This is a genomic window from Actinacidiphila glaucinigra (genome assembly GCF_900188405.1).
GTDB lineage: Bacteria > Actinomycetota > Actinomycetes > Streptomycetales > Streptomycetaceae > Actinacidiphila > Actinacidiphila glaucinigra.
In genome coordinates this window covers 21,576-39,468 of record NZ_FZOF01000023.1, presented here as the reverse complement: position 1 = coordinate 39,468, position 17,893 = coordinate 21,576, and the positions used below count along the sequence as shown (strand labels likewise).

Here is a 17,893-nt window from a genome sequence, read left to right as displayed (position 1 = left end):
GGTGAGCCCCCGCGGTCGCGCTCACGCCACGTAGGCCCCGTGTGCCCCAGAGCCCGCTTCGGCCGAGACGCCGACCCGCCGGCCGCGCCGCCGAGCCCGAGCCGCTCGGCGGCGGAGCGTGACGCGGGCGAGGCCGCCCCGGAGGTTCCGGGGCGGCCTCGCCCGCGTGCGACGCCGGACGGCGTCACTTGGTGAAGTACATGTACTTCCAGGGGCCGTAGGTCGTGGTGTTCACGGAGTCGCCCGAGGAGCCCTTGACGTACGTGGACCGCATGCGGGCGCGGATGCCGGACTCACCGGGGGCCTCGAGCTGCACGGCCGACTTCCCGTTGGTGGCGAGCCAGAAGTACTCGCTGCCGGCCGAGTACCACTTGCCCTGGTAGTAGACCTGCAGCTCGAACCGCTGCTTGCGGTTCTTGTAGTAGCTCATGCTCGTGGTGAACACCGGGTCGGTGTTCTTGTGGAACCAGTAGTACGTGGTCGAGCCGATCTTGCCCGTCTTGTAGTGCCGCGCGACGGACGTGGAGACCTTGATCCGGGTGCCGACCGAGCGCGACACGGACTTCGGCGCCGAGTAGAAGTCGCCGCCGAACGACGCCCAGAAGGTGGTGTTCCGGTAGAGCTTGTAGCTCACCTTGAAGTCGCCGGAGCTGTTGACCGTGCCGGTCTTCACCAGCTTCTTCGTGCCGTCCGCCGCCTTGGAGTAGATCGACACCACGCGGCTCTTGCCGGTCTTGCCGAGGTGGCCGGTGACGGTGGCCGTCGAACCCCAGGAGTAGGTCGAGTGGTTCGTCTTGATGCTGACCGAGGTGGCCGCCCGGGAGACCGCGACCGTGTCCTTGCCCAGGGCGGCGGTGTGCGTCGCGTCGCCCGAGTAGTGCACGGAGTAGGTGACGTTGCCGCCCGTGTACGGGGTGTCCGTGAAGCTGAACGTCCCGTTGGAGGCGACCGTCTTGGTGCCGAGGGACTTGCCCTTCGGGGTGGTGAGGTCGATCCGGGTCACCGTGACCTTGGTGCCGGCCGGGAAGGGCGCGGCGGCCGTGAGCTTGCCGGTGACCGTGAGCTTCGTGGCCCGCTTGGCGGTGGCGGGGGCGTTCACGGTGAGCGTGGTCGCGGCCCGGGTGACGTTGACGGTCCTCTTGGCGGTGGCGGCGGTGTGGGTCGCGTCGCCCGCGTAGCTGACCGTGTAGGTGTTGTCGCCCTGGACAGCGGGGGTGTCCTTGAGCTGGAAGATGTTGTGCTCGCCGATGGTCGCGGTACCCAGCGGGGTGCCGGTCCCTCCGTGGCTGTCCGTGCGGGTGATGGCGACCGTGGTGCCCGGCGCGTAGTCCTCGGTGGAGCCGAGGGAGCCGCTGATGGTGACCTCGGCGCCGGGCAGGGCCGTCTCCGGGGCGGACACGTTGAGGGTGGTCGAGGCCCGGGCGACGGTGACGGTGCCCGTTGCGGCGGCGGCGGCGTGGGTCGCGTCGCCGGCGTAGCTGACCCAGTAGGTGTTGTTGCCCTGGGCGGCCGGGGTGTCCTTGAGCTGGAAGGTGCCGTCCTCGGCGACGGCCGCGGTGCCCAGCGGGGTGCCGGCCGTGTCGGCCGGGTCCGTGCGGGTGACGGTGACCTCGGTGCCGGCCGCGAAGGGCTCGGCCGAGCCGAGGGTGCCGGTGATCGTGACCTCGGCGCCGGGCACGGCCGTCGCGGGGACGTTCACGGTGAGCGTGGTCGCGGCCTGGGCCGGGTCGTCCAGGGCATGCAGCGTGGGCTGCGCCTCGGAGGAGGTGGCCGACGGGGCGGCGTCGGCCGCGGCCGGCGTTGCCGTGACCCCGAGCAGGGATGCGGTGGCGAGCAGGACGGACAGAGCCGTCCCGCCCGCGAGGTGGCGGGTGCGCAAGCTGGTTCCCCCCAGGCAGGCGTGGGTGGCCGGACGTCTTCCGGCGAGACAATGGGTGCGCCGCGGGGCGCGGACGTCCGTGACGGGTCCGGCGCACCTACGTCGGCGGCAAGACGGAACGCTACGTCATGTCTCTGACAGCGGGCCACTGCATTGACGGCCCGTGCCGATCCGTTACCGGCGCTTCGCCCGGTGGTGGGGATACCGTGCCCGATTCGATGCCTGTTGCAGTACAACCTTCCTGGAGAGGCGGGGAGTTCAGTTGCCGGCGACCCGCACGGTGACCGTCCACTCCCGCAGTCCCAGGCAGGCCACCTGGTCCGGGGCGGTGGGTGAGGCGCACAGCGGCTGGGTGGAGGTGAGCCGCGCCGTGCCGGGGGCGGTGGCGCGGTAGGCGGCGATGGTGTCGCCGCGGGGGGCGCCGATACCCGCGTTGGTGGGGGTGAGGGCACTGCCCTCGCTGGTCACGGGGGACCACGGGCGGTCGGGTGTGCCGTCGAGGGTGACGCGGACCGTGCCGCCGGCGGTGAGGCAGACGGTGCGGCCGGTGTCCTCGGCGGTGAGCGCCGCCTCGGCCGTGCAGGCCCCTCCCGTACCGTCCCCGCCTCCGGCGGTGCCGGTGCCGCTCGGGGAACCGCTGGGGCTGCCGCCCGCGGGGCCGCCGGACTGCGTGCCGCAGCCGGCCAGCAGGAGTGCGGTCGCCGCGACGGCCGCGGCTGTCGTATGACGCATGAATGGCCTCCTTTCCGCTTTGACGTGTCACAGTCGCAAAAGGCTCCCGCCCGCCGCGCGCGGACGGGGGCCCTCCCGCGGGGAGACGGGGCCGGCGGTGGCGGCGGTCCTGAGGGTGCCCGCGGTCGTCGGGGCGGCGCGGACCGGGTCGCCGGGGCGTCGGCGGCCACCGCCCTGGGGGGATTTTCCCAGGTTTCCGACCGTATGTCCGGCCGGTCTTGTTCGCTCCTTGACCTTGTCGCGGCGTCAAGGTCTCTACTGGGCTCATGCGCATCGGAGAACTCGCCGCCCTCGCCGGGGTCACCACCCGCACCGTGCGGCACTACCACCGCATCGGGCTGCTGCCCGAGCCCGCGCGCCGGGTCAACGGCTACCGCGACTACGGTCTGCGCGACGCCGTCGAGCTCACCCGAATCCGGCGCCTGACGGAACTCGGCCTCGGCCTGGACGAGGTCAGGGACGTGCTCGCCGACGACGCGGGCAGGGAACTGCACGAGGTGCTGGCGGAACTCGACGCGGACCTCGCCCGGCAGGAGGAGGCCATCCGGTCGCGCCGGGCCCGCCTCGCCGAACTCCTCGAGCAGGCCGGGGCCGGCGGCGGACTGCCCGCCGGGGCGCCGGTCTCCCCGGAACTGGCCGCGCTCTTCGCCGAGATGGCCCGTACCTCCGCGGAGCTGGCCGGACCCGAGCCCACGATGGCCGTGAAGGAACGCGAACTGCTCGCGCTGCTGGACACGGCGGCCACCCCCGAGGCCCGGAGCTGGCTCACCGGCCTGCTGCGCTCCATGGGCTCCGACCCCGGCGCGATGCGCCGCGCCTACGAGGTGTACGCGCGGATGGACGAGCTGGCCGGGGCTGCCGTGGACGACCCGCGGGTCGCCGAGGTGGCCCGGGCGATCGCCGACTCCGTCCCGGACGACGTCGCCGCCGCGATCGACGTCTCCGGCGAGGACCTCACGACGGCCGGCGGTGCGGAGGACGGCTTCATGGCGGCCTTCTTCGACGACCACGCACCCGCCCAGGCCGAGGCCGTACGGCAGGCGATCCGGCTGATGCAGGAGCGTGCCCGGTGAGCCGCCGGGGGGCGTGGGCGCTGGGTGCCCTGGTGGCGGCCGAGGCGGTGCTCGCCGCGTGCCTGGTGGCGGGCGTGCCGGTGCCGGAGCCGGTGCTCTGGGGCGCGGAACTGTGCATGACCGCCGTCCTGCTGTGGCGGCTGCCGCGTGCGGTGCGGGCCCACCGGGACGCACGGCGGCGGGGCCTGACGCGCCGCGCCGCCGCGTGGACCGCCCTGTGCGACACCGTCCCGGCGCCCGCGCGGCGGCTGATCCGCCATGAACTCGCCCTGTCGGTGAGCCTGGTGCGCTGGATCGCCCGCCGGCCGCACGGGGTGGGGGAGGGCGCCGTGGCCGTCCCGTACACCGGGGCGCAGACGGCGACGATGTACGGCTTCCTCTTCGTCTCCGTCGTCGAGACGGTGGTGCTGGCGCTCGTCATCCCCTGGCCCGTGGTGCACGCCGTCACGCTCGTCATCGACGTGTGGGGCTGCTTCTTCGTACTGGCCATGCACGCCGCCTGCGTGGTGCGCCCGCACGTCGTCGGGGCGGACGGCTCGCTGCGGCTGCGGTACGGCGCCCTCGTCGACATCCGCGTACCCGCCGGGCGGATCGCGGCGGCCCGGGTCGACCGGCGCTTCCCCGACGGACGACTCGTCACGCTCGCCGGGGACGGCACCGTCGACCTGGTCGTCGGCGGCCAGACCACGGTCACCGTCGAACTGACCGAGCCCGTCACCTTCCTGCGCCCCCTCGGGGCGCCCGTGGAGGCCCGCGTCCTGCGATTTCACGCCGACGACCCGCGTGCCGCCGTCGCGGCCCTGGGGGTGGGCGCGGTACCGGGGGCTCGGGTAACGTTGCCGTCCCCAGCAGTGGACGTACCGAGGAGGTGAGACCCATTACCGCCATGTCAGGTTGGGTGCTCTCCTCCGGCGGCCCCGCGCTCCGGACGACCTAGGCCGTCGAGAGCGCCCCGCGGCGCCCCGAAAGGCCTCCATGTCCTCCGCTTCACCCGCTTCCTCCGGACCCTTTTCCTCAGGCTCCTCTTTCTCCGGTTCCTCTTCTTCCTCTTCTTCCGGTTCTTCCGGTTCTTCCGGCTCCTCCGCCGTACCCCTGGCCGTGTCCGTCGCGCCGGTCGTCTCCGTGCTCCGGGCGGCCGGCTGCGTCTTCGCCGAGGACGAGGCCCGGTTGCTCGTCTCCGCCGCCCGCACCCCCGGTGAGCTCGCCGCCATGGTGGAGCGCCGGGTGGCCGGCCTCCCGCTCGAACACGTCCTGGGCTGGGCCGAGTTCTGCGGCCTGCGGATCGCCGTCGGCCCCGGGGTCTTCGTCCCGCGCCGCCGTACGGAGTTCCTCGCCCGCCAGGCGGCCGCGCTCGGGCACGCCCTGGGCCGGCCCGGTGCCGTCGTCGTCGACCTGTGCTGCGGCTCCGGCGCGGTGGGCGCCTTCCTGGCCGCCACGCTCGACCGCCCCGTGCTGCACGCGGCCGACATCGACCCGTCGGCGGTCGCCTGCGCCCGCCGCAATCTCGCGGCGGCGGACGGCGACGTCCACGTCCATGAGGGCGACCTCTTCGGCCCCCTTCCCGAGGGGCTGCGCGGCCGTGTCGACGTGCTGGTCGCGAACGTGCCGTACGTCCCCAGCGGCGCCGTCGCCCTCCTTCCCCCCGAGGCCCGTGACCACGAGCCCCGCGTCGCCCTCGACGGCGGGGCCGACGGCCTCGACGTCCTCCGCAGGGTCGCCGTCGCCGCGCCCGCGTGGCTCGCTCCGGGCGGCCGGCTCCTCTTCGAGACCGGCGAGGAGCAGGCCCCGGCCGCCGTCGCCGCGGTCGCCCGGGCCGGGCTGGAGGCACGGGTGGCCGTGTCGGAGGAGCTGTACGCGACCGTCGTGATCGCCTCGGCCCCCTCGGCGTAGCCGGCCGGGGCCCTGAGCGCCTGGATCCGCCCGCCGGGCCGGCCCGCCGACCCGGCGGGCCGGAAATCCTCGCCGTGCGTGAATCCGTCGTTTCCCCGAGTGAACCATCGCCCAGAAAAGTGACGCGGGCCACATGGCCCGCGTCACTCAATGGGCGATTTGTCCGGGTCTGCGTGTGACGTGGCCGATATGACGTGCGCCACTTTCACGGTCTCTTAGTAGACCGCGCCCCGGAATCCCCTTCCCACGCCTGAGCGGCGGGACTTTCGTCCCTGGTCCCACAACTAATCCCGTTAGTAACAGGGGTGCATTGACCTCGGGATTTAAGTCGGCCAACAATTCATGGCGTACCCCACGGAAGAGGAATTACTCGAATGCAGATCTCCGCTATGTCGAAGCTCAACCGCGTCGCCAAGGCCAAGAAGATCTCCCTCGGCTGCGCTGCCGCGAGCGTCGCCGTCGTCGCCGGTGGCGTGGCCATGGCCCCCACCGCCTCCGCCGCCACCACGGCGCAGTCGGGCTCCGTCAACACGTGGATCAACGAGTCCCTGAAGGTGATGCGCGCCAACGGCATCCCGGGCACGTACAACGGGATCTACAAGAACCTGATGCGCGAGTCCTCCGGAAATCCGAACGCCATCAACGGCTGGGACTCGAACGCCGCCAAGGGAATTCCCTCCAAGGGTCTGATGCAGGTGATCGACCCGACGTTCAAGGCGTACCACGTCCCCGGTACCTCGTGGAACATCTACGACCCGGTCGCGAACATCACCGCCGCCTGTAACTACGCGGCCCACGTCTACGGCACGATCGACAACGTCAACTCGGCGTACTGATCGCGCGCAGCGCATTCCCTGGGGACGCCCCCGGCAGCCACGGCTGCCCGGGGGCGTCCCCCTTTTCGCGTTCCGCCATTCCGCGGCTTTTCCGGTCGCGTTTTCGCGCAGGACTTTCCCTCCCAGGGCCTGGACAGGTGAACGGTGCTGGTCCACGCTGTCCGACCATGACCGTCGCCCCTGACCGCCCGGCCGAGGCCGAGTCCCTGCACGCCGCCGCCGAGGACATAGCCGCCCTGCTCCGCGCGTGCCCGGACACCTCGGTGCCGATACCCGGTGCCGAGTGGACGGTCGGCGAGGCCGCGGCGCACCTGGTGCTCGCGGGCGAACTCATGGCCGCGCTGGCCGAGGGCCGCGAGCGGCCGTACGGCGACGGCACCCCCGGCAGCCTCGCCGCGGAGAACGCCGCGTCCCTGGCCGCCTTCCCCGAGCGCGGCGGCCCGGTTCTGGCCGAGGGCATCGTGCGGCACGCCCGCGCGTTCACCGAGGCGGCCGCGGCCCGCGAGCCCGGCACGGCGGTGGTCACCCCGCTCGGCCCCATGGACCTGGCCACGCTCGGCTCGTACCTGCTCACCCACATGCTCGGCCACGGCTACGACATCGCGGTCGCCCTGCGCCGGCCCCACATGGTCGACCGCGAGCGGGTCGCCCGCTGCATGCCCTTCCTCAGGACGGCCATGCCCCGGGTCGTCGACGCGCGGGCGGCGGCCGGCTTCTCCGCCTGCTACGCGCTGCGCGTCCCAGGGATCACCCGTTTCGCCGTGACCTTCACCGACGGCGCCGCCGACGTCACGGACGAGCCGCCGCGCCGTCCTGACTGCACCATCACCACCGAGCCGGTCACCTTCTTCCTGATCGCGCTCGGCCGCCGGGGCGCCACCGCCGCCATGGCCCGCGGCAGGATCGCCGCCTGGGGCCGCCGCCCCTGGCTCGCCCCCCGCTTCCCCACCCTCTTCACCGCGCCCTAGGACGACACGGCCCTAGGACGACACGGCCCAAGGCCGCGCCGACCCCCCGTCCGGGCCCGGCCAGTCGCCGGGCAGGGTGTACGTCCAGCCCGGCTGCCAGACGAAGGGGGCCCGGAGGCTCTCCGTCAGCGGTACCCCGCCCAGCAGGCAGGCCAGGGCCCAGCGGTTGGCGGAGTGGGCGATCAGCAGGACGCGCCGGCCGTCCCACCGTCCGGCCAGGTCGTGCAGGAGCGCGTCCGTGGCGGCGAGTACCTGCCGGTAGCTCTGGCCGCCGCCGGGGAACGGCTCGTCGACGCGCCGCAGGCGCTGGGCCGCGACGAGCTCGGCCGGCCCGCCGTTCAGCGCGCCGTAGTCGCACTCGCGCAGCCGGGGGTCCCGGTGGACCGGGGGCCGCCCGTCCGGGAAGGCGAGGGCCGCGGTCTCCACGGCGCGGTGCAGGTCGGAGGTGTACACCGCTGCGATGTCCTGGCCGCGGCGGCGTTCGCCCAGCTCCCGGGCCTGCCGACGGCCCCGCTCCGACAGCCGTCCGGGCAGCCGTCCGGTGGCGATGCCCGCCTCGTTGTCGGTGGTCGTGGCGTGCGTCTCGTAGATCAGCTCCACTGCCATCGGGGCCTCCCCGGGTCGGTTGCGTCAGCGGGTGGCGGCGGCCCGGAAGGTGCGCCGGTAGGCCAGGGGGGAGACGCCGATGGCGGCGTGGAGGTGCTGGCGCAGCGAGGTCGCGGTGGCGAATCCCACCTCGCCGGCGATGCGGTCCACCGGGAGGTCGCTGGACTCCAGCAGGTGCCGGGCCCGGCTGACCCGCTGCTGGATGAGCCACTTCCCCGGGCTCGTGCCGACCTCGTCACGGAAGCGCCGGGCGAAGGTCCGCAGGCTCATCCGCGCGTGGTCCGCGAGGTCGTTCAGGGTGAGCGGCAGGTCGAGATGGTCCAGCGCCCACTGCCGTGTCGCCGCCGTCCCGGCGTCCGCGGTCTGCGGCATCGGCTGCTCGATGTACTGGGCCTGGCCGCCGTCCCGCCAGGGCGGTACGACGCAGCAGCGGGCCACGAGGTTGGCGACCGCGCTGCCGTGGTCCGCGCGCACCAGGTGCAGGCAGACGTCCACCCCGGAGGCGGCCCCGGCCGAGGTGAGGACGTCGCCGTCGTCGACGAAGAGCACGTCCGCGTCGAGCGCCACACCGGGGAACATCCGCCGGAAGCGGTCCGCCAGCGCCCAATGGGTGGTGGCGGGGCGGCCGTCCAGGAGTCCGGCGGCCGCGAGCGCGAAGGCCGCCGTGCAGATGGAGACGATCCGGGTGCCCGGCCGGATCCTGCCGAGCGCGGCGGCGACGGGGGCGGGGAGCTCGGCGGTGATCCGCGCCTGGTCGTACGGCGGGATCACGACGGTGTCGGCGGTGGCCAGCACCTCGGGGCCGTTCTCGACGGCGACCGAGAAGTCGGAGTCGGTGCGCACGGGGCGCCCGTCGGCGGTGCAGGTCACCACCTCGTAGCGGTCCCCGGCGGAGCCGAAGACGCGGTTGGGGATGCCCAGCTCGAAGGGATAGACGCCGTCGAGGGCGAGGACGACCACACGATGCATGGCACGATCTTATCGGATGATGGCAATCAGGCCATTTTCCCTCGCGCCGCCGGTCGGCAGGCTGGAGCGCATGAACGACACGACCCCTCGCACCATGCGCGCGATCACCCAGGACGTCCTCGGCGGCCCCGAGGTCCTGCGGGAGGCGGAGCTGGAGCGCCCCACCGCCGGCATCGGGCAATTGCTCGTCCGCGTCCACGCCGCCGGCCTCAACCCGACCGACACCAAGCACCGGCAGTCCGGGCTCTTCCTCGGCGCCCCGCCGTTCGTCCTCGGCTGGGACGTCTCCGGCGTCGTGGAGGAGACCGGGCTGGGAGTCGCCCTGTTCCGTCCCGGCGACGAGGTCTTCGGCATGCTCCCCTACCCGTACGGCGCCGGCTCCCACGCCGAGTACGTCACCGGTCCCGCCCGCGCCTTCGTGCGGAAGCCGTCCGCCATGAGCCACGAGGAGGCCGCCGCGGTCCCGCTGGTGGCGCTCACCGCCTGGCAGGCCCTGGCCGACGTCGCCGCGCTCCGGCCCGGGCAGCGGGTGCTCGTCCACGCGGCCGCGGGAGGCGTCGGCCACGTCGCGGTCCAGATCGCCAAGTCCCTCGGCGCGTACGTCATCGGCACCGCGAGCGCCGCCAAGCACGACTTCCTGCGCGGCCTCGGCGCCGACGAACTGGTCGACTACCGCACGACCGACTACGCCGAGGCCGTCCGCGACGTGGACGTCGTCCTCGACCCCCTCGGAGGGCCGGAGTCCGTCCGCTCCCTCGGCACCCTGCGCGAGGGCGGGCTGCTCGTGACCCTCCTGCCGATCGGCGAGGCCACGACCGGCGGGAGACCGGCGACGGGCGGCCGCCCGCGCTCGGCCCGGCCGGGCCGAGGCCGAGCGCCGGGGGGTGCGCGCCACGGGCATGCTCGTCGAGGCGGACCACGCCGGCATGACCGCGGTCGCCCGCCTGATCGAGGAGGGCGCCCTGCGCGTCACGGTCGCCGAAACCTTCCCCCTGTCCGAGGCCGCCAAGGCGCACGCCTCGCTGGAGACCGGGCGCACGACGGGCAAGCTGGTCCTCACCGTGCGCTGAGTCCCGCGACGAGGGCCGGCCGTACGGGCACCGGGGCAGGGCTCGAACCGAGCTTCCCGGTGCCCGTACGGCTCGACGGGGGCACCACCGGTTAATCGCCCCGATCGTCAACTTCCGGTTGACGGTCGGGCATCGTCAACCTATCGTTGACGCATGACGCAGCAGATCCGGCTCGACGACCTGATCGAAGCCATCAAGAAGGCCCACCCCGACGCCCTCGACCAGCTCTCGGACGCCGTCATCGCCGCCGAGCACCTGGACGAGGTCGCCGACCACCTCATCGGACACTTCGTCGACCAGGCCCGGCGGTCCGGCGCCTCCTGGACCGACATCGGCAAGAGCATGGGCGTGACCAAGCAGGCCGCCCAGAAGCGCTTCGTCCCCAAGGACCCCGGCGGCTTCCCCGACCTCGACCCCTCGCAGGGCTTCTCGCGCTTCACCCCGCGGGCCCGCAAGGTCGTCATGGTCGCCCACAGCGAGGCCAAGGCCGCCGCCAACCCCGAGGTCCGCCCCGAGCACCTCGCCCTCGGGCTGCTGAGCGAGCCCGACGCCCTCGCCGGCCGCGCCATGACGGCCCAGGGCGTCACCCCCGACGCCGCCCGCACCGCCCTCACCGCGGGCCTCCCCGAGGCCGTGTCCGAGGTCCCCGAGCTCATCCCGTACGACCTCGCCTCCCGCAAGGTCCTCGAACTCACCTTCCGCGAGGCCCTCCGCCTGGGCCACAACTACATCGGCACGGAGCACCTCCTCCTCGCCCTCCTCGAACTGGAGGCGGGCGACGGCCCGCTGACCTCCCTCGGCCTCGACAAGGCCACCACCGAGGGCCATGTCGCCGCGGCGCTCGCCGAGATCGCGGGCGGCACGCACGCGGAGGGGTGAGCGTCGTCCCGGGTGGGGCGTGGTTCCATGAGGGGCCATCACGGCCCCACCCGGGAGGAACGGAACCCTGAACACCACGACCGCGGAGGCGCTGTCCGTCGCGCTGCTGCTCCTCGTGCTCGCCGGGGCGGTGATCCGGCCGTTCGGGCTTCCGGAGGCGGTGCTCGCCGTGCCGGCGGCGGCGGTGGCCGTGGGGAGCGGGGCGATCCCGCTGGAGCACGCGCGGGAGGAGGCGGCGCGGCTGGGGCCGGTGATCGGGTTCCTGGCGGCGGTGCTGGTGCTGGCGCGGCTCTGCGACGAGGAGGGGCTCTTCCGGGCCGGCGGGGCGTGGATGGCCCGGGTGGCCGCGGGGCGGCCGCGGCGGCTGCTCGGTGCGGTGTTCGTGCTGGCGTCGGCGGTGACGGCGGTGCTGAGCCTGGACGCGACGGTGGTGCTGCTCACCCCGGTGGTGTTCGCGACCGCCGCCCGCCTGGGGGTGCGGCCGAAGCCGCACGTGTACGCCTGCACGCACCTGTCCAACACCGCCTCGCTGCTGCTGCCGGTCTCGAACCTGACGAACCTGCTGGCGTTCGCGGCCAGCGGGCTGAGCTTCACCCGCTTCGCCGGGCTGATGGTGCTGCCGTGGCTGGTCGCGATCGCCGTGGAGTACGTCGTCTTCCGCCGCTGGTTCCGCGGCGACCTGGCGGCCGCCGTCCCCGTCCCGGACGGTGCCGGGACACCGCCGCTGCCGGTGTTCGCTCTGGTCACGGTGGTCTGCACGCTGGCGGGCTTCGTCGTCACCCCGGCGCTCGGGATCGATCCCGCGTGGGCGGCCGCGGCCGGGGCGCTGGTGCTGGCCGTACGGGCGCTGATGCGGCGGCGGATGACGGTGCGCGCCGTGGCGGGGGCGGCCGGGGTGCCGTTCCTGGCGTTCGTGCTGGCGCTGGGCGTGGTGGTCCGGGCGGTGGTCGACAACGGGCTCGCCGACGTGCTGGGCCGGATCGTGCCCGGGGGCACCGGGCTGCCCGCGCTGCTCGGCGTCGCGGCGCTCGCCGCCGTCCTGGCCAACCTGATCAACAACCTGCCCGCCGTGCTGGTCCTGCTGCCGCTGACCGCACCCGCCGGGCCGGGCGCCGTCCTCGCCGTCCTGCTCGGGGTGAACATCGGCCCCAACCTGACCTACGCGGGCTCTCTGGCGACCCTGCTGTGGCGGCGTATCGTGCACCAGCACGAACACGACGTGGACCTCAAGGAGTTCACCGTCCTCGGCCTGCTCACCGTGCCTGCGGCGCTGGGCCTGGCGGTGGTGGCACTGTGGGGTTCGCTGTACGTCCTCGGAGGGTGATGTCCGTGATCGTGACCGCCTGGATCGCCGAAGGGACCTGGCCCGCCTGTGTCGACGCCGTCCGCGTCCACGCGCCGGAGGCCGCCGACGTCGTCCTGCTGCACGTCAGCGGCCCCGACGTGCCCGGTCTCGCGCACGCCGCCTATGCCGGGCTGCTGGGTCGCGGGCACCCGGAGCACGATCCGGGCACCCGCCTGGAGGATCTCGGCGCGGACTCCGCGGCACGGCTGCTGGACTCCGCGGCCCGGCGGCTGGGCCGCCCGTGCCGCCGTGAGGAGCGGTCGGGGCGGGTGGAGCGGGAGGTGGTCGCCGCCGTGGCCGGCACCGATCTGCTGGTGATGGCCCGCGACGGCGACCTGGCGCGGCTCGGGCCGCGGAGCCTGGGCCCCGTGGCGCGCTTCGTCGTGGACCACGCGCCCTGCCCGGTCCTGCTGGTGTGGCCCGCGGCCGCGCCGGACGTGGCGACGCTCCCCCCGCCCCCGCCGCACTGACCCGGTCTCAGCCCGCCGCGCCGGGCAGCTGCTTGACGCCGTCGACGACCGAGCGGGTCAGCACCGCGCTGGTCGAGACGACCGTGCCGCGCGGCACGACTCCGTGGGGGTCCCGCGCGGCCTGGACGGTGCGCTCGCCGAGGAAGACGTGGGTCTTCCGGTCGAAGATCCACTCGGTGCGCTCTCCGGTGGCCTCCTCCAGCCGTGCCACCGCCACCCCGTGCCGCCCGGCGGCGTCCACGGCGTCGTCCACGGCGACCACCCCGGGGATCTTGGCGGCGGCCTTGTAGAGGGCGGCGGTCAGCTCGGCCGGCGGGTAGCTCTCGATCAGCAGGTCGCCGATGGTGGTGAAGGCCTCCTGGTCGGGGCCGTTGCCCGTGCCCTTCGTCTCCTCGTAGATCTTGGCCAGGAGCACGTCGGGGTCGGTGGGCAGGGCGGTGAGGTAGTCGTAGCTCGGCGCGTTCAGGGTCGGCTCGGGCTCGTCGCCGTGCTCGTCGGTGCCCGCGAGGGTCATGCCCTCCGGGCCGGTGGTGCCGGGCTCGATCAGCCAGCCGTCCTTGCCGTCGCGGGACTGCCAGGTCTGGCGCCGGTGCAGCGGGGAGCTCGCCAGGCTGGTCGTGCCGTGCACGTGCCGCACGCTGATGGCGGACGTCTTCGACTCGATGTAGACGTACTGGCCGTCGCCAACGGGCGTGGCCGGTGCCTCGGCGGCGGCCAGCGAGACGGTGTCCAGCAGGCGGGCGGCGCCCTCGGGGTCCGCGGTGCCGAGGCGGGTGGTCAGGACAGGGCCGGCGGCGGAGGTGCCGGGGCCGCCGCCCGTGCCGGTGTCCTCCGTGCCGCCGAACACGAACAGGCCCGTCGCCAGGGCCCCGGCCAGCACGCCCGCGGTCAGCGGGACGAGGACCATGCGGCGCAGGAAGGGGTTGTGGCGCGCGGCCGGGCGGGTGGCGGCGGTGGCGTGCGGGCCGGGGCTCGCGGCGAGCTCCTCGTGGATCCGGGTCATCAGACGCTCCTTGTGCAACTGGTGACGGTCCGCCGGCAGATCCCGCTCCACGCGCGGCAGGAGACGGGGGGTCTCCTCCCATTCCGAGGGATGGGCGTTCATCGGATTCCTTCCTGTGCGGGCCGGACCGCGTTCGTGCGGTCCCCTTCTGTCTGTCGGCGGCGGCCTTCGGGTTCCGTCTCCGCGTCGGCGAGTTTGCGCAGTCGCGTACGGGCCCGGGACAGCCGGGAGCGCACGGTGCCGACCGGGATGCCGAGGGCCTCGGCGGCCTCGGTGTACTCCAGGCCCTCCCACAGGCACAGCGTCAGCACCTCGCGTTCGGGGCGGCGCAGCCGGGCGAGGGCGGCGAGCACGGCCGCGAGGCGGCGCCGGTCGTCGACCCGGCCGGCCACGAGCTCGGCGTGGTCCGGCACTTCGAGCGCGGCGGTCCCGGCCTGGGCGCCGGCGGCGACCGCCGCCCGGTAGCGGCGGTTGCCGCGGCAGTGGTTGCGCGCGATGTTGGTGGCGATACCCAGCAGCCACGGCCGCAGCGAGCCCCCTTCGGGGTCGACGCGGTCCCGCAGCCGCCAGGCCTCCAGGAAGGTCGCCGACATCACGTCCTCGGCGACCGACCAGTCGGCGGTCAGCCGGAAGGCGTGGTTGTAGACGGCGCGGGCGTACGCGTCGAACAGCTCCGCGAAGGCGGCGGGGTCCCCGTCCCGTACCCGGGTTCGTACATCAGTGGTCACTTCTGTCTGCTGTCCGTCCGTCCCCCGCGGGTTCCCGTGACCCGTGTCACGCCGCGATGCCGTCGGGGGCCGCGGGCTCGAACGGCAGCAGCTCGTCCTGGCCGGGCCGCACCACCCCGAAGGTGCTCTCGGGGACCTCGTGCCAGGCGTCCGGCAGGTCGCCCAGGGGTTCGGACACCACGAGCCGGGTCTCCTCCGACACACCCTGCAGGAACCACAGGTCGGGGTGGAGCTCGCGCAGCGAGTCCACCCTGCTGCTGTAGAAGAGCGACCGCGAGGTGTGCTCGCTGGAGTAGCGGAAGGCCCACAGGCTCTCCCCGTCGGTGACCGCCACGGTCATCTGGACCGGGAACTCGACCCCGTGCTCGTGGCCGGTGCGTTCCACCAGCCCGGCCATCCGCGCCACGGCCCCGGGCACGTCCTGGTCCAGGCCGAAGGTGAGCGCGAGGAAGAACATCACCTCGGAGTCCGTCGAGCCCTCGATGCAGGAGAACAGCGCCGGGTCGACGGCGAGCGAGAGGTCGCGGCGCAGCCGGTGGAAGTCGGTGATCGCGCCGTTGTGCATCCACAGCCAGCGGCCGTGCCGGAAGGGATGGCAGTTGGTCTGCTGGATCGCGGTGCCCGTCGACGCCCGTACGTGGGCGAAGAACAGCGGCGAGGTGACGTGGCGCGAGATCTCCCGCAGGTTGCGGTTGTTCCAGGCGGGCCCGATGTCCCGGATGATCGCCGGGGTGTCCAGGTCCGCGGCGTACCAGCCGATGCCGAAGCCGTCCCCGTTGGTGGTCTCGACCCCCATGCGGGAGTGCAGGCTCTGGTCGATCAGGGAGTGCCGCGGTTTGTAGAGGATGTTGTCGAGCAGCATGGGTGTGCCCGAGTAGGCGAGCCACCGGCACATGTGCACCATTCCCTTCCTCGTCCGGCGCCCTCGGGTGGCGTCCGTTCTCAGGGATCGGCCAGGGCGACCTCCGCCCAGATCGTCTTGCCCTCCTGGGTGTGACGCGTCCCCCAGCGTTCGGTGACCTGCGCCACCAGCATCAGTCCGCGGCCGCCCTCGTCGAAGACCCGGGCCCGGCGCAGGTGGGGCGCGGTGCCGCTGCCGTCGGAGACCTCGACGATGAGGGTGGAGTTGTGGATGACGCGCAGTCCGATGGGCGGGGTTCCGTACCGGACGGCGTTGGTGACGAGTTCGCTGACGACCAGCTCCACGGTGTAGGTGATGTCCTCCATCCCCCATTCCGCCAGCCGGCGCGTGACCTCGGCGCGGATACCGGCCACCGCGGCGGGCTCGGCGGGCACGTCCCAGGTGACGACCTGGGACGCGTCCAGCACCTTGGTGCGGGCGACGACCAGGGCGACGTCGTCGTCCGGGGGGTCGGGGACCAGGGCCACCAGGTTCTCGCAGACGGACTCCAGGGAGCGGTCGGGCCGGGTGAGCGCCCGGCGCAGCGCCGCCATGCCGGTGTCGACGTCCCGGTCCTCGGTGGCGATGAGGCCGTTGGTGTAGAGCACCAGGAGGCTGTCCGGGTCCAGTGCGCACTCGACGGTCTCGAAGGGCAGTCCGCCCAGCCCGAGCGGTGGTCCGGGCGGCAGGTCGACGAACTGCGCGGTGCCGTCCGGCGTGGTCAGCACGGGCGGGGGGTGTCCCGCGCTGGCGGCGGTGCACAGCCGGGAGACGGGGTCGTAGACCAGGTACAGGCAGGTGGCGACGAGGTCGGTGACGACGTTCTCGGAGTCGTCCTCGCCGACCTCCTCCCCGGCGAGGTGGACGACCAGGTCGTCGAGGTGGACGAGCAGTTCGTCGGGCGGCAGGTCGACGTCGGCGAGGGTGCGCACGGCCGTCCGCAGCCGTCCCATGGTGGCGGAGGCGCGCAGTCCGTGGCCGACGACGTCGCCCGCGACCAGCGCGACCCGGGCCCCGGACAGCGGGATCACGTCGAACCAGTCGCCGCCCACGCCCGCGCCGCTGCCCGCGGGCAGGTAGCGCGAGGCGACCTCCACCGCCTCCTGGCGGCCGAGCCGCTGGGGCAGCAGGCTGCGCTGGAGGGCCAGGGCGGTGGCGCGTTCGCGGGTGTAGCGGCGGGCGTTGTCGACGGCGACCGCGGCCCGGGCGCCGATCTCCTCGGCGACCTGCAGATCGTCCTCGTCGAAGGGGTCGGGTCTGCGGTGCCGGGCGAGCACGGCGACGCCGAGCGTGATGCCGCGGGCCCGCAGCGGGATGACCATCACCGAGTGGATGCCGTGCCGGCGCAGCATCTCGGCCCGTCCGGGGTCGCCCGCGGCCCAGACGTCGATGGCGCGGTCCACGGTGCCGTGCAGCGAGGCGCGGCCGGTGACGAGGGAGCGGGTGGGCGGTGAGTCCAGCGGGTAGTGGTCCAGCTCCCCGGTCGCGATCACCGACTCGGGCATGCCGGGGAGGACGGACTGCTGCGCGGCGCGGCGCAGGGCGACCCCGGGGTCCCCGGGCTGCGGTTCCACCCCGCGGAACAGCGGGTCGAGCAGGTCGACGGTGGCGAAGTCGGCGAGGTTGCCCACCACCACGTCGGCCATCTCCTGGGCGGTGCGGCTCACGTCCAGGGTGCTGCCGACCCGGGTGCTGACCTCGTTGAGCAGGGCCAGCCGCTCCCGTGCCACGTGCTGCTCGGTGGTGTCGACCGCGGTGAGCTGGACGCGCGCGCTGCGCCGCAGGGGATCGGCGAGCGGGGAGAGCGTGATCGTCCAGGTGCGCGGCGCCGGTGCCACCCGGGAGCGGATGCGCAGGTGCAGGTCGTGGGACTCACCGCTGGCCAGGACGTGCCGGACGCCCTCCTCGACGGCCTCCCCCGCGCTGCCCGCCAGGAACTCCGAGGGGCGTCTGCCCCGCATCTGCTCCTCGGTGCGTCCGGCCTCGCGCTGCATGCCCCTGCTGGTGCGCAGGGTCCGCAGCTCGTTGTCGAAGATCGCCATGGGCAGGATGGCCTGGTCGAAGGCCTCCTCGACCACGCTGTCCACCGCCCCCCAGTGCCGCCGGTCCATCGGGGAGACCACGATGAGCCGCTGCGGCCGGCCGTGGCCGTCCAGCGACGGGTAGACCCGCACGGACACGTCCAGGTGGCGCCCGTCCCGGCGGCGCAGCACCGATCTGCCGCCCCAGCCGAAGGGCATCGCGAGGAACCACTCGGTGGACCGGGCGGCGTCCGAGCCGAGCAGCCGGCTGGCGGGCTGCCCCACGACCTCGTCGTGCCCGTACCCCAGCAGCCGCTCGGCCTCGCTGCTCCAGCCCGTGACGACCCCGTGGGCGTCGATGACGGCCGTGGCCGGAACGCTCGAATCGGGCCGGGGAGGGAGGCCGCCGTCGAAGTCGTCGTCGAGGCTGGAATCTCGCATCGCCATCCGTCGCCGTTCTCGCCCGTCCTCTTCCGGCCCCGCCAGGACGCGGCCGTCCGGGCCCACCTCCACTTCTACCGCT

General features: G+C 73.9%; 16 protein-coding genes and 1 pseudogene. 9 read left to right on the top strand and 8 right to left on the bottom strand.

Going from position 1 to position 17,893, the window contains the following annotated elements; translation table 11 throughout:
- Positions 1-184: 184 nt before the first annotated feature.
- Both CHF15_RS45170 and CHF15_RS32355 read right to left on the bottom strand, forming a co-directional pair.
- On the bottom strand, positions 185-1,879 hold the full coding sequence (locus CHF15_RS45170) for an Ig-like domain repeat protein (protein WP_179280068.1): 1,695 nt from the start codon (positions 1,877-1,879) through the stop codon (positions 185-187).
- 258 nt (positions 1,880-2,137) lie between these two features.
- On the bottom strand, positions 2,138-2,611 hold the full coding sequence (locus CHF15_RS32355) for a hypothetical protein (RefSeq protein WP_089227469.1): 474 nt from the start codon (positions 2,609-2,611) through the stop codon (positions 2,138-2,140).
- A gap of 266 nt (positions 2,612-2,877) precedes the next feature.
- Between CHF15_RS32355 and CHF15_RS32350 the strand changes: the two genes are divergently transcribed.
- The 5 genes from CHF15_RS32350 (at position 2,878) to CHF15_RS32330 (ending at position 7,378) form a co-directional block, all read left to right on the top strand.
- A complete protein-coding gene (locus CHF15_RS32350; protein ID WP_089227468.1) occupies positions 2,878-3,684 on the top strand; it encodes a MerR family transcriptional regulator in 807 nt (268 codons plus the stop codon).
- Entirely contained in the window at positions 3,681-4,556 is an 876-nt protein-coding gene (locus CHF15_RS32345) for a hypothetical protein (RefSeq protein WP_245939152.1), read from the top strand. Before CHF15_RS32350 ends, CHF15_RS32345 begins: the two co-directional genes overlap by 4 nt.
- A gap of 220 nt (positions 4,557-4,776) precedes the next feature.
- A complete protein-coding gene (locus CHF15_RS32340) occupies positions 4,777-5,574 on the top strand; it encodes a putative protein N(5)-glutamine methyltransferase (RefSeq protein WP_089227567.1) in 798 nt (265 codons plus the stop codon).
- 374 nt (positions 5,575-5,948) lie between these two features.
- Positions 5,949-6,410: a transglycosylase SLT domain-containing protein gene (locus tag CHF15_RS32335; protein ID WP_245939151.1), complete on the top strand. Its 462-nt coding sequence runs from the start codon at positions 5,949-5,951 to the stop codon at positions 6,408-6,410.
- Positions 6,411-6,577: 167 nt separating this feature from the next.
- Complete coding sequence (locus CHF15_RS32330; RefSeq protein ID WP_089227466.1) at positions 6,578-7,378, top strand: maleylpyruvate isomerase family mycothiol-dependent enzyme; 801 nt, start codon at positions 6,578-6,580, stop codon at positions 7,376-7,378.
- 12 nt (positions 7,379-7,390) lie between these two features.
- On the opposite strand, the gene CHF15_RS32325 is transcribed toward CHF15_RS32330, so the two are convergent.
- A complete protein-coding gene (locus CHF15_RS32325; RefSeq protein WP_089227465.1) occupies positions 7,391-7,984 on the bottom strand; it encodes a histidine phosphatase family protein in 594 nt (197 codons plus the stop codon).
- 24 nt (positions 7,985-8,008) lie between these two features.
- The gene (locus CHF15_RS32320) at positions 8,009-8,953 is read right to left on the bottom strand and encodes a GlxA family transcriptional regulator (RefSeq protein ID WP_089227464.1); all 945 of its coding nucleotides are present in this window, start codon (positions 8,951-8,953) and stop codon (positions 8,009-8,011) included.
- Positions 8,954-9,023: 70 nt separating this feature from the next.
- On the opposite strand from CHF15_RS32320, the pseudogene CHF15_RS32315 reads away from it, so the two are divergent.
- The 4 genes and pseudogenes from CHF15_RS32315 (at position 9,024) to CHF15_RS32300 (ending at position 12,717) form a co-directional block, all read left to right on the top strand.
- Positions 9,024-10,023 (top strand): annotated as a pseudogene (locus CHF15_RS32315) (NADP-dependent oxidoreductase).
- Between the two features lie 153 nt (positions 10,024-10,176).
- Positions 10,177-10,902 (top strand): Clp protease N-terminal domain-containing protein, encoded by a 726-nt coding sequence (locus tag CHF15_RS32310; RefSeq protein WP_089227463.1) that lies wholly within the window; start codon positions 10,177-10,179, stop codon positions 10,900-10,902.
- 67 nt (positions 10,903-10,969) lie between these two features.
- Positions 10,970-12,226, top strand: a complete 1,257-nt coding sequence (locus CHF15_RS32305) for an SLC13 family permease (protein WP_089227462.1) — start codon at positions 10,970-10,972, stop codon at positions 12,224-12,226.
- A gap of 5 nt (positions 12,227-12,231) precedes the next feature.
- Entirely contained in the window at positions 12,232-12,717 is a 486-nt protein-coding gene (locus tag CHF15_RS32300; protein WP_089227566.1) for a universal stress protein, read from the top strand.
- Positions 12,718-12,724: 7 nt separating this feature from the next.
- Here the strand turns inward: CHF15_RS32300 and CHF15_RS32295 are convergent, their stop codons facing one another.
- The 4 genes from CHF15_RS32295 to CHF15_RS32280 are packed head-to-tail and all read right to left on the bottom strand — an operon-like array spanning position 12,725 to position 17,817.
- The gene (locus CHF15_RS32295) at positions 12,725-13,822 is read right to left on the bottom strand and encodes a CU044_5270 family protein (protein WP_089227461.1); all 1,098 of its coding nucleotides are present in this window, start codon (positions 13,820-13,822) and stop codon (positions 12,725-12,727) included.
- Positions 13,819-14,448: an RNA polymerase sigma factor gene (locus CHF15_RS32290; protein ID WP_089227460.1), complete on the bottom strand. Its 630-nt coding sequence runs from the start codon at positions 14,446-14,448 to the stop codon at positions 13,819-13,821. The genes CHF15_RS32295 and CHF15_RS32290 overlap by 4 nt, the downstream gene beginning before the upstream one ends.
- A 46-nt stretch (positions 14,449-14,494) precedes the next feature.
- Positions 14,495-15,343 carry a class II glutamine amidotransferase gene (locus CHF15_RS32285; protein WP_089227565.1) on the bottom strand — a complete coding sequence of 283 codons (849 nt, stop codon included), beginning with the start codon at positions 15,341-15,343 and terminating at the stop codon, positions 14,495-14,497.
- 47 nt (positions 15,344-15,390) lie between these two features.
- On the bottom strand, positions 15,391-17,817 hold the full coding sequence (locus CHF15_RS32280; protein WP_089227564.1) for a SpoIIE family protein phosphatase: 2,427 nt from the start codon (positions 17,815-17,817) through the stop codon (positions 15,391-15,393).
- Positions 17,818-17,893 lie beyond the last annotated feature (76 nt).

Coding starts and splice junctions, on each gene's coding strand:
- CHF15_RS32355 (WP_089227469.1), bottom strand. CDS start 2,611: ATGCGTCATACGACAGCCGCGGCCGTCGCGGCGACCGCACTCCTGCTG.
- CHF15_RS32350 (WP_089227468.1), top strand. CDS start 2,878: ATGCGCATCGGAGAACTCGCCGCCCTCGCCGGGGTCACCACCCGCACC.
- CHF15_RS32335 (WP_245939151.1), top strand. CDS start 5,949: ATGCAGATCTCCGCTATGTCGAAGCTCAACCGCGTCGCCAAGGCCAAG.
- CHF15_RS32330 (WP_089227466.1), top strand. CDS start 6,578: ATGACCGTCGCCCCTGACCGCCCGGCCGAGGCCGAGTCCCTGCACGCC.
- CHF15_RS32325 (WP_089227465.1), bottom strand. CDS start 7,984: ATGGCAGTGGAGCTGATCTACGAGACGCACGCCACGACCACCGACAAC.
- CHF15_RS32320 (WP_089227464.1), bottom strand. CDS start 8,953: ATGCATCGTGTGGTCGTCCTCGCCCTCGACGGCGTCTATCCCTTCGAG.
- CHF15_RS32310 (WP_089227463.1), top strand. CDS start 10,177: ATGACGCAGCAGATCCGGCTCGACGACCTGATCGAAGCCATCAAGAAG.
- CHF15_RS32295 (WP_089227461.1), bottom strand. CDS start 13,822: ATGAACGCCCATCCCTCGGAATGGGAGGAGACCCCCCGTCTCCTGCCG.
- CHF15_RS32285 (WP_089227565.1), bottom strand. CDS start 15,343: ATGTGCCGGTGGCTCGCCTACTCGGGCACACCCATGCTGCTCGACAAC.
- CHF15_RS32280 (WP_089227564.1), bottom strand. CDS start 17,817: ATGGCGATGCGAGATTCCAGCCTCGACGACGACTTCGACGGCGGCCTC.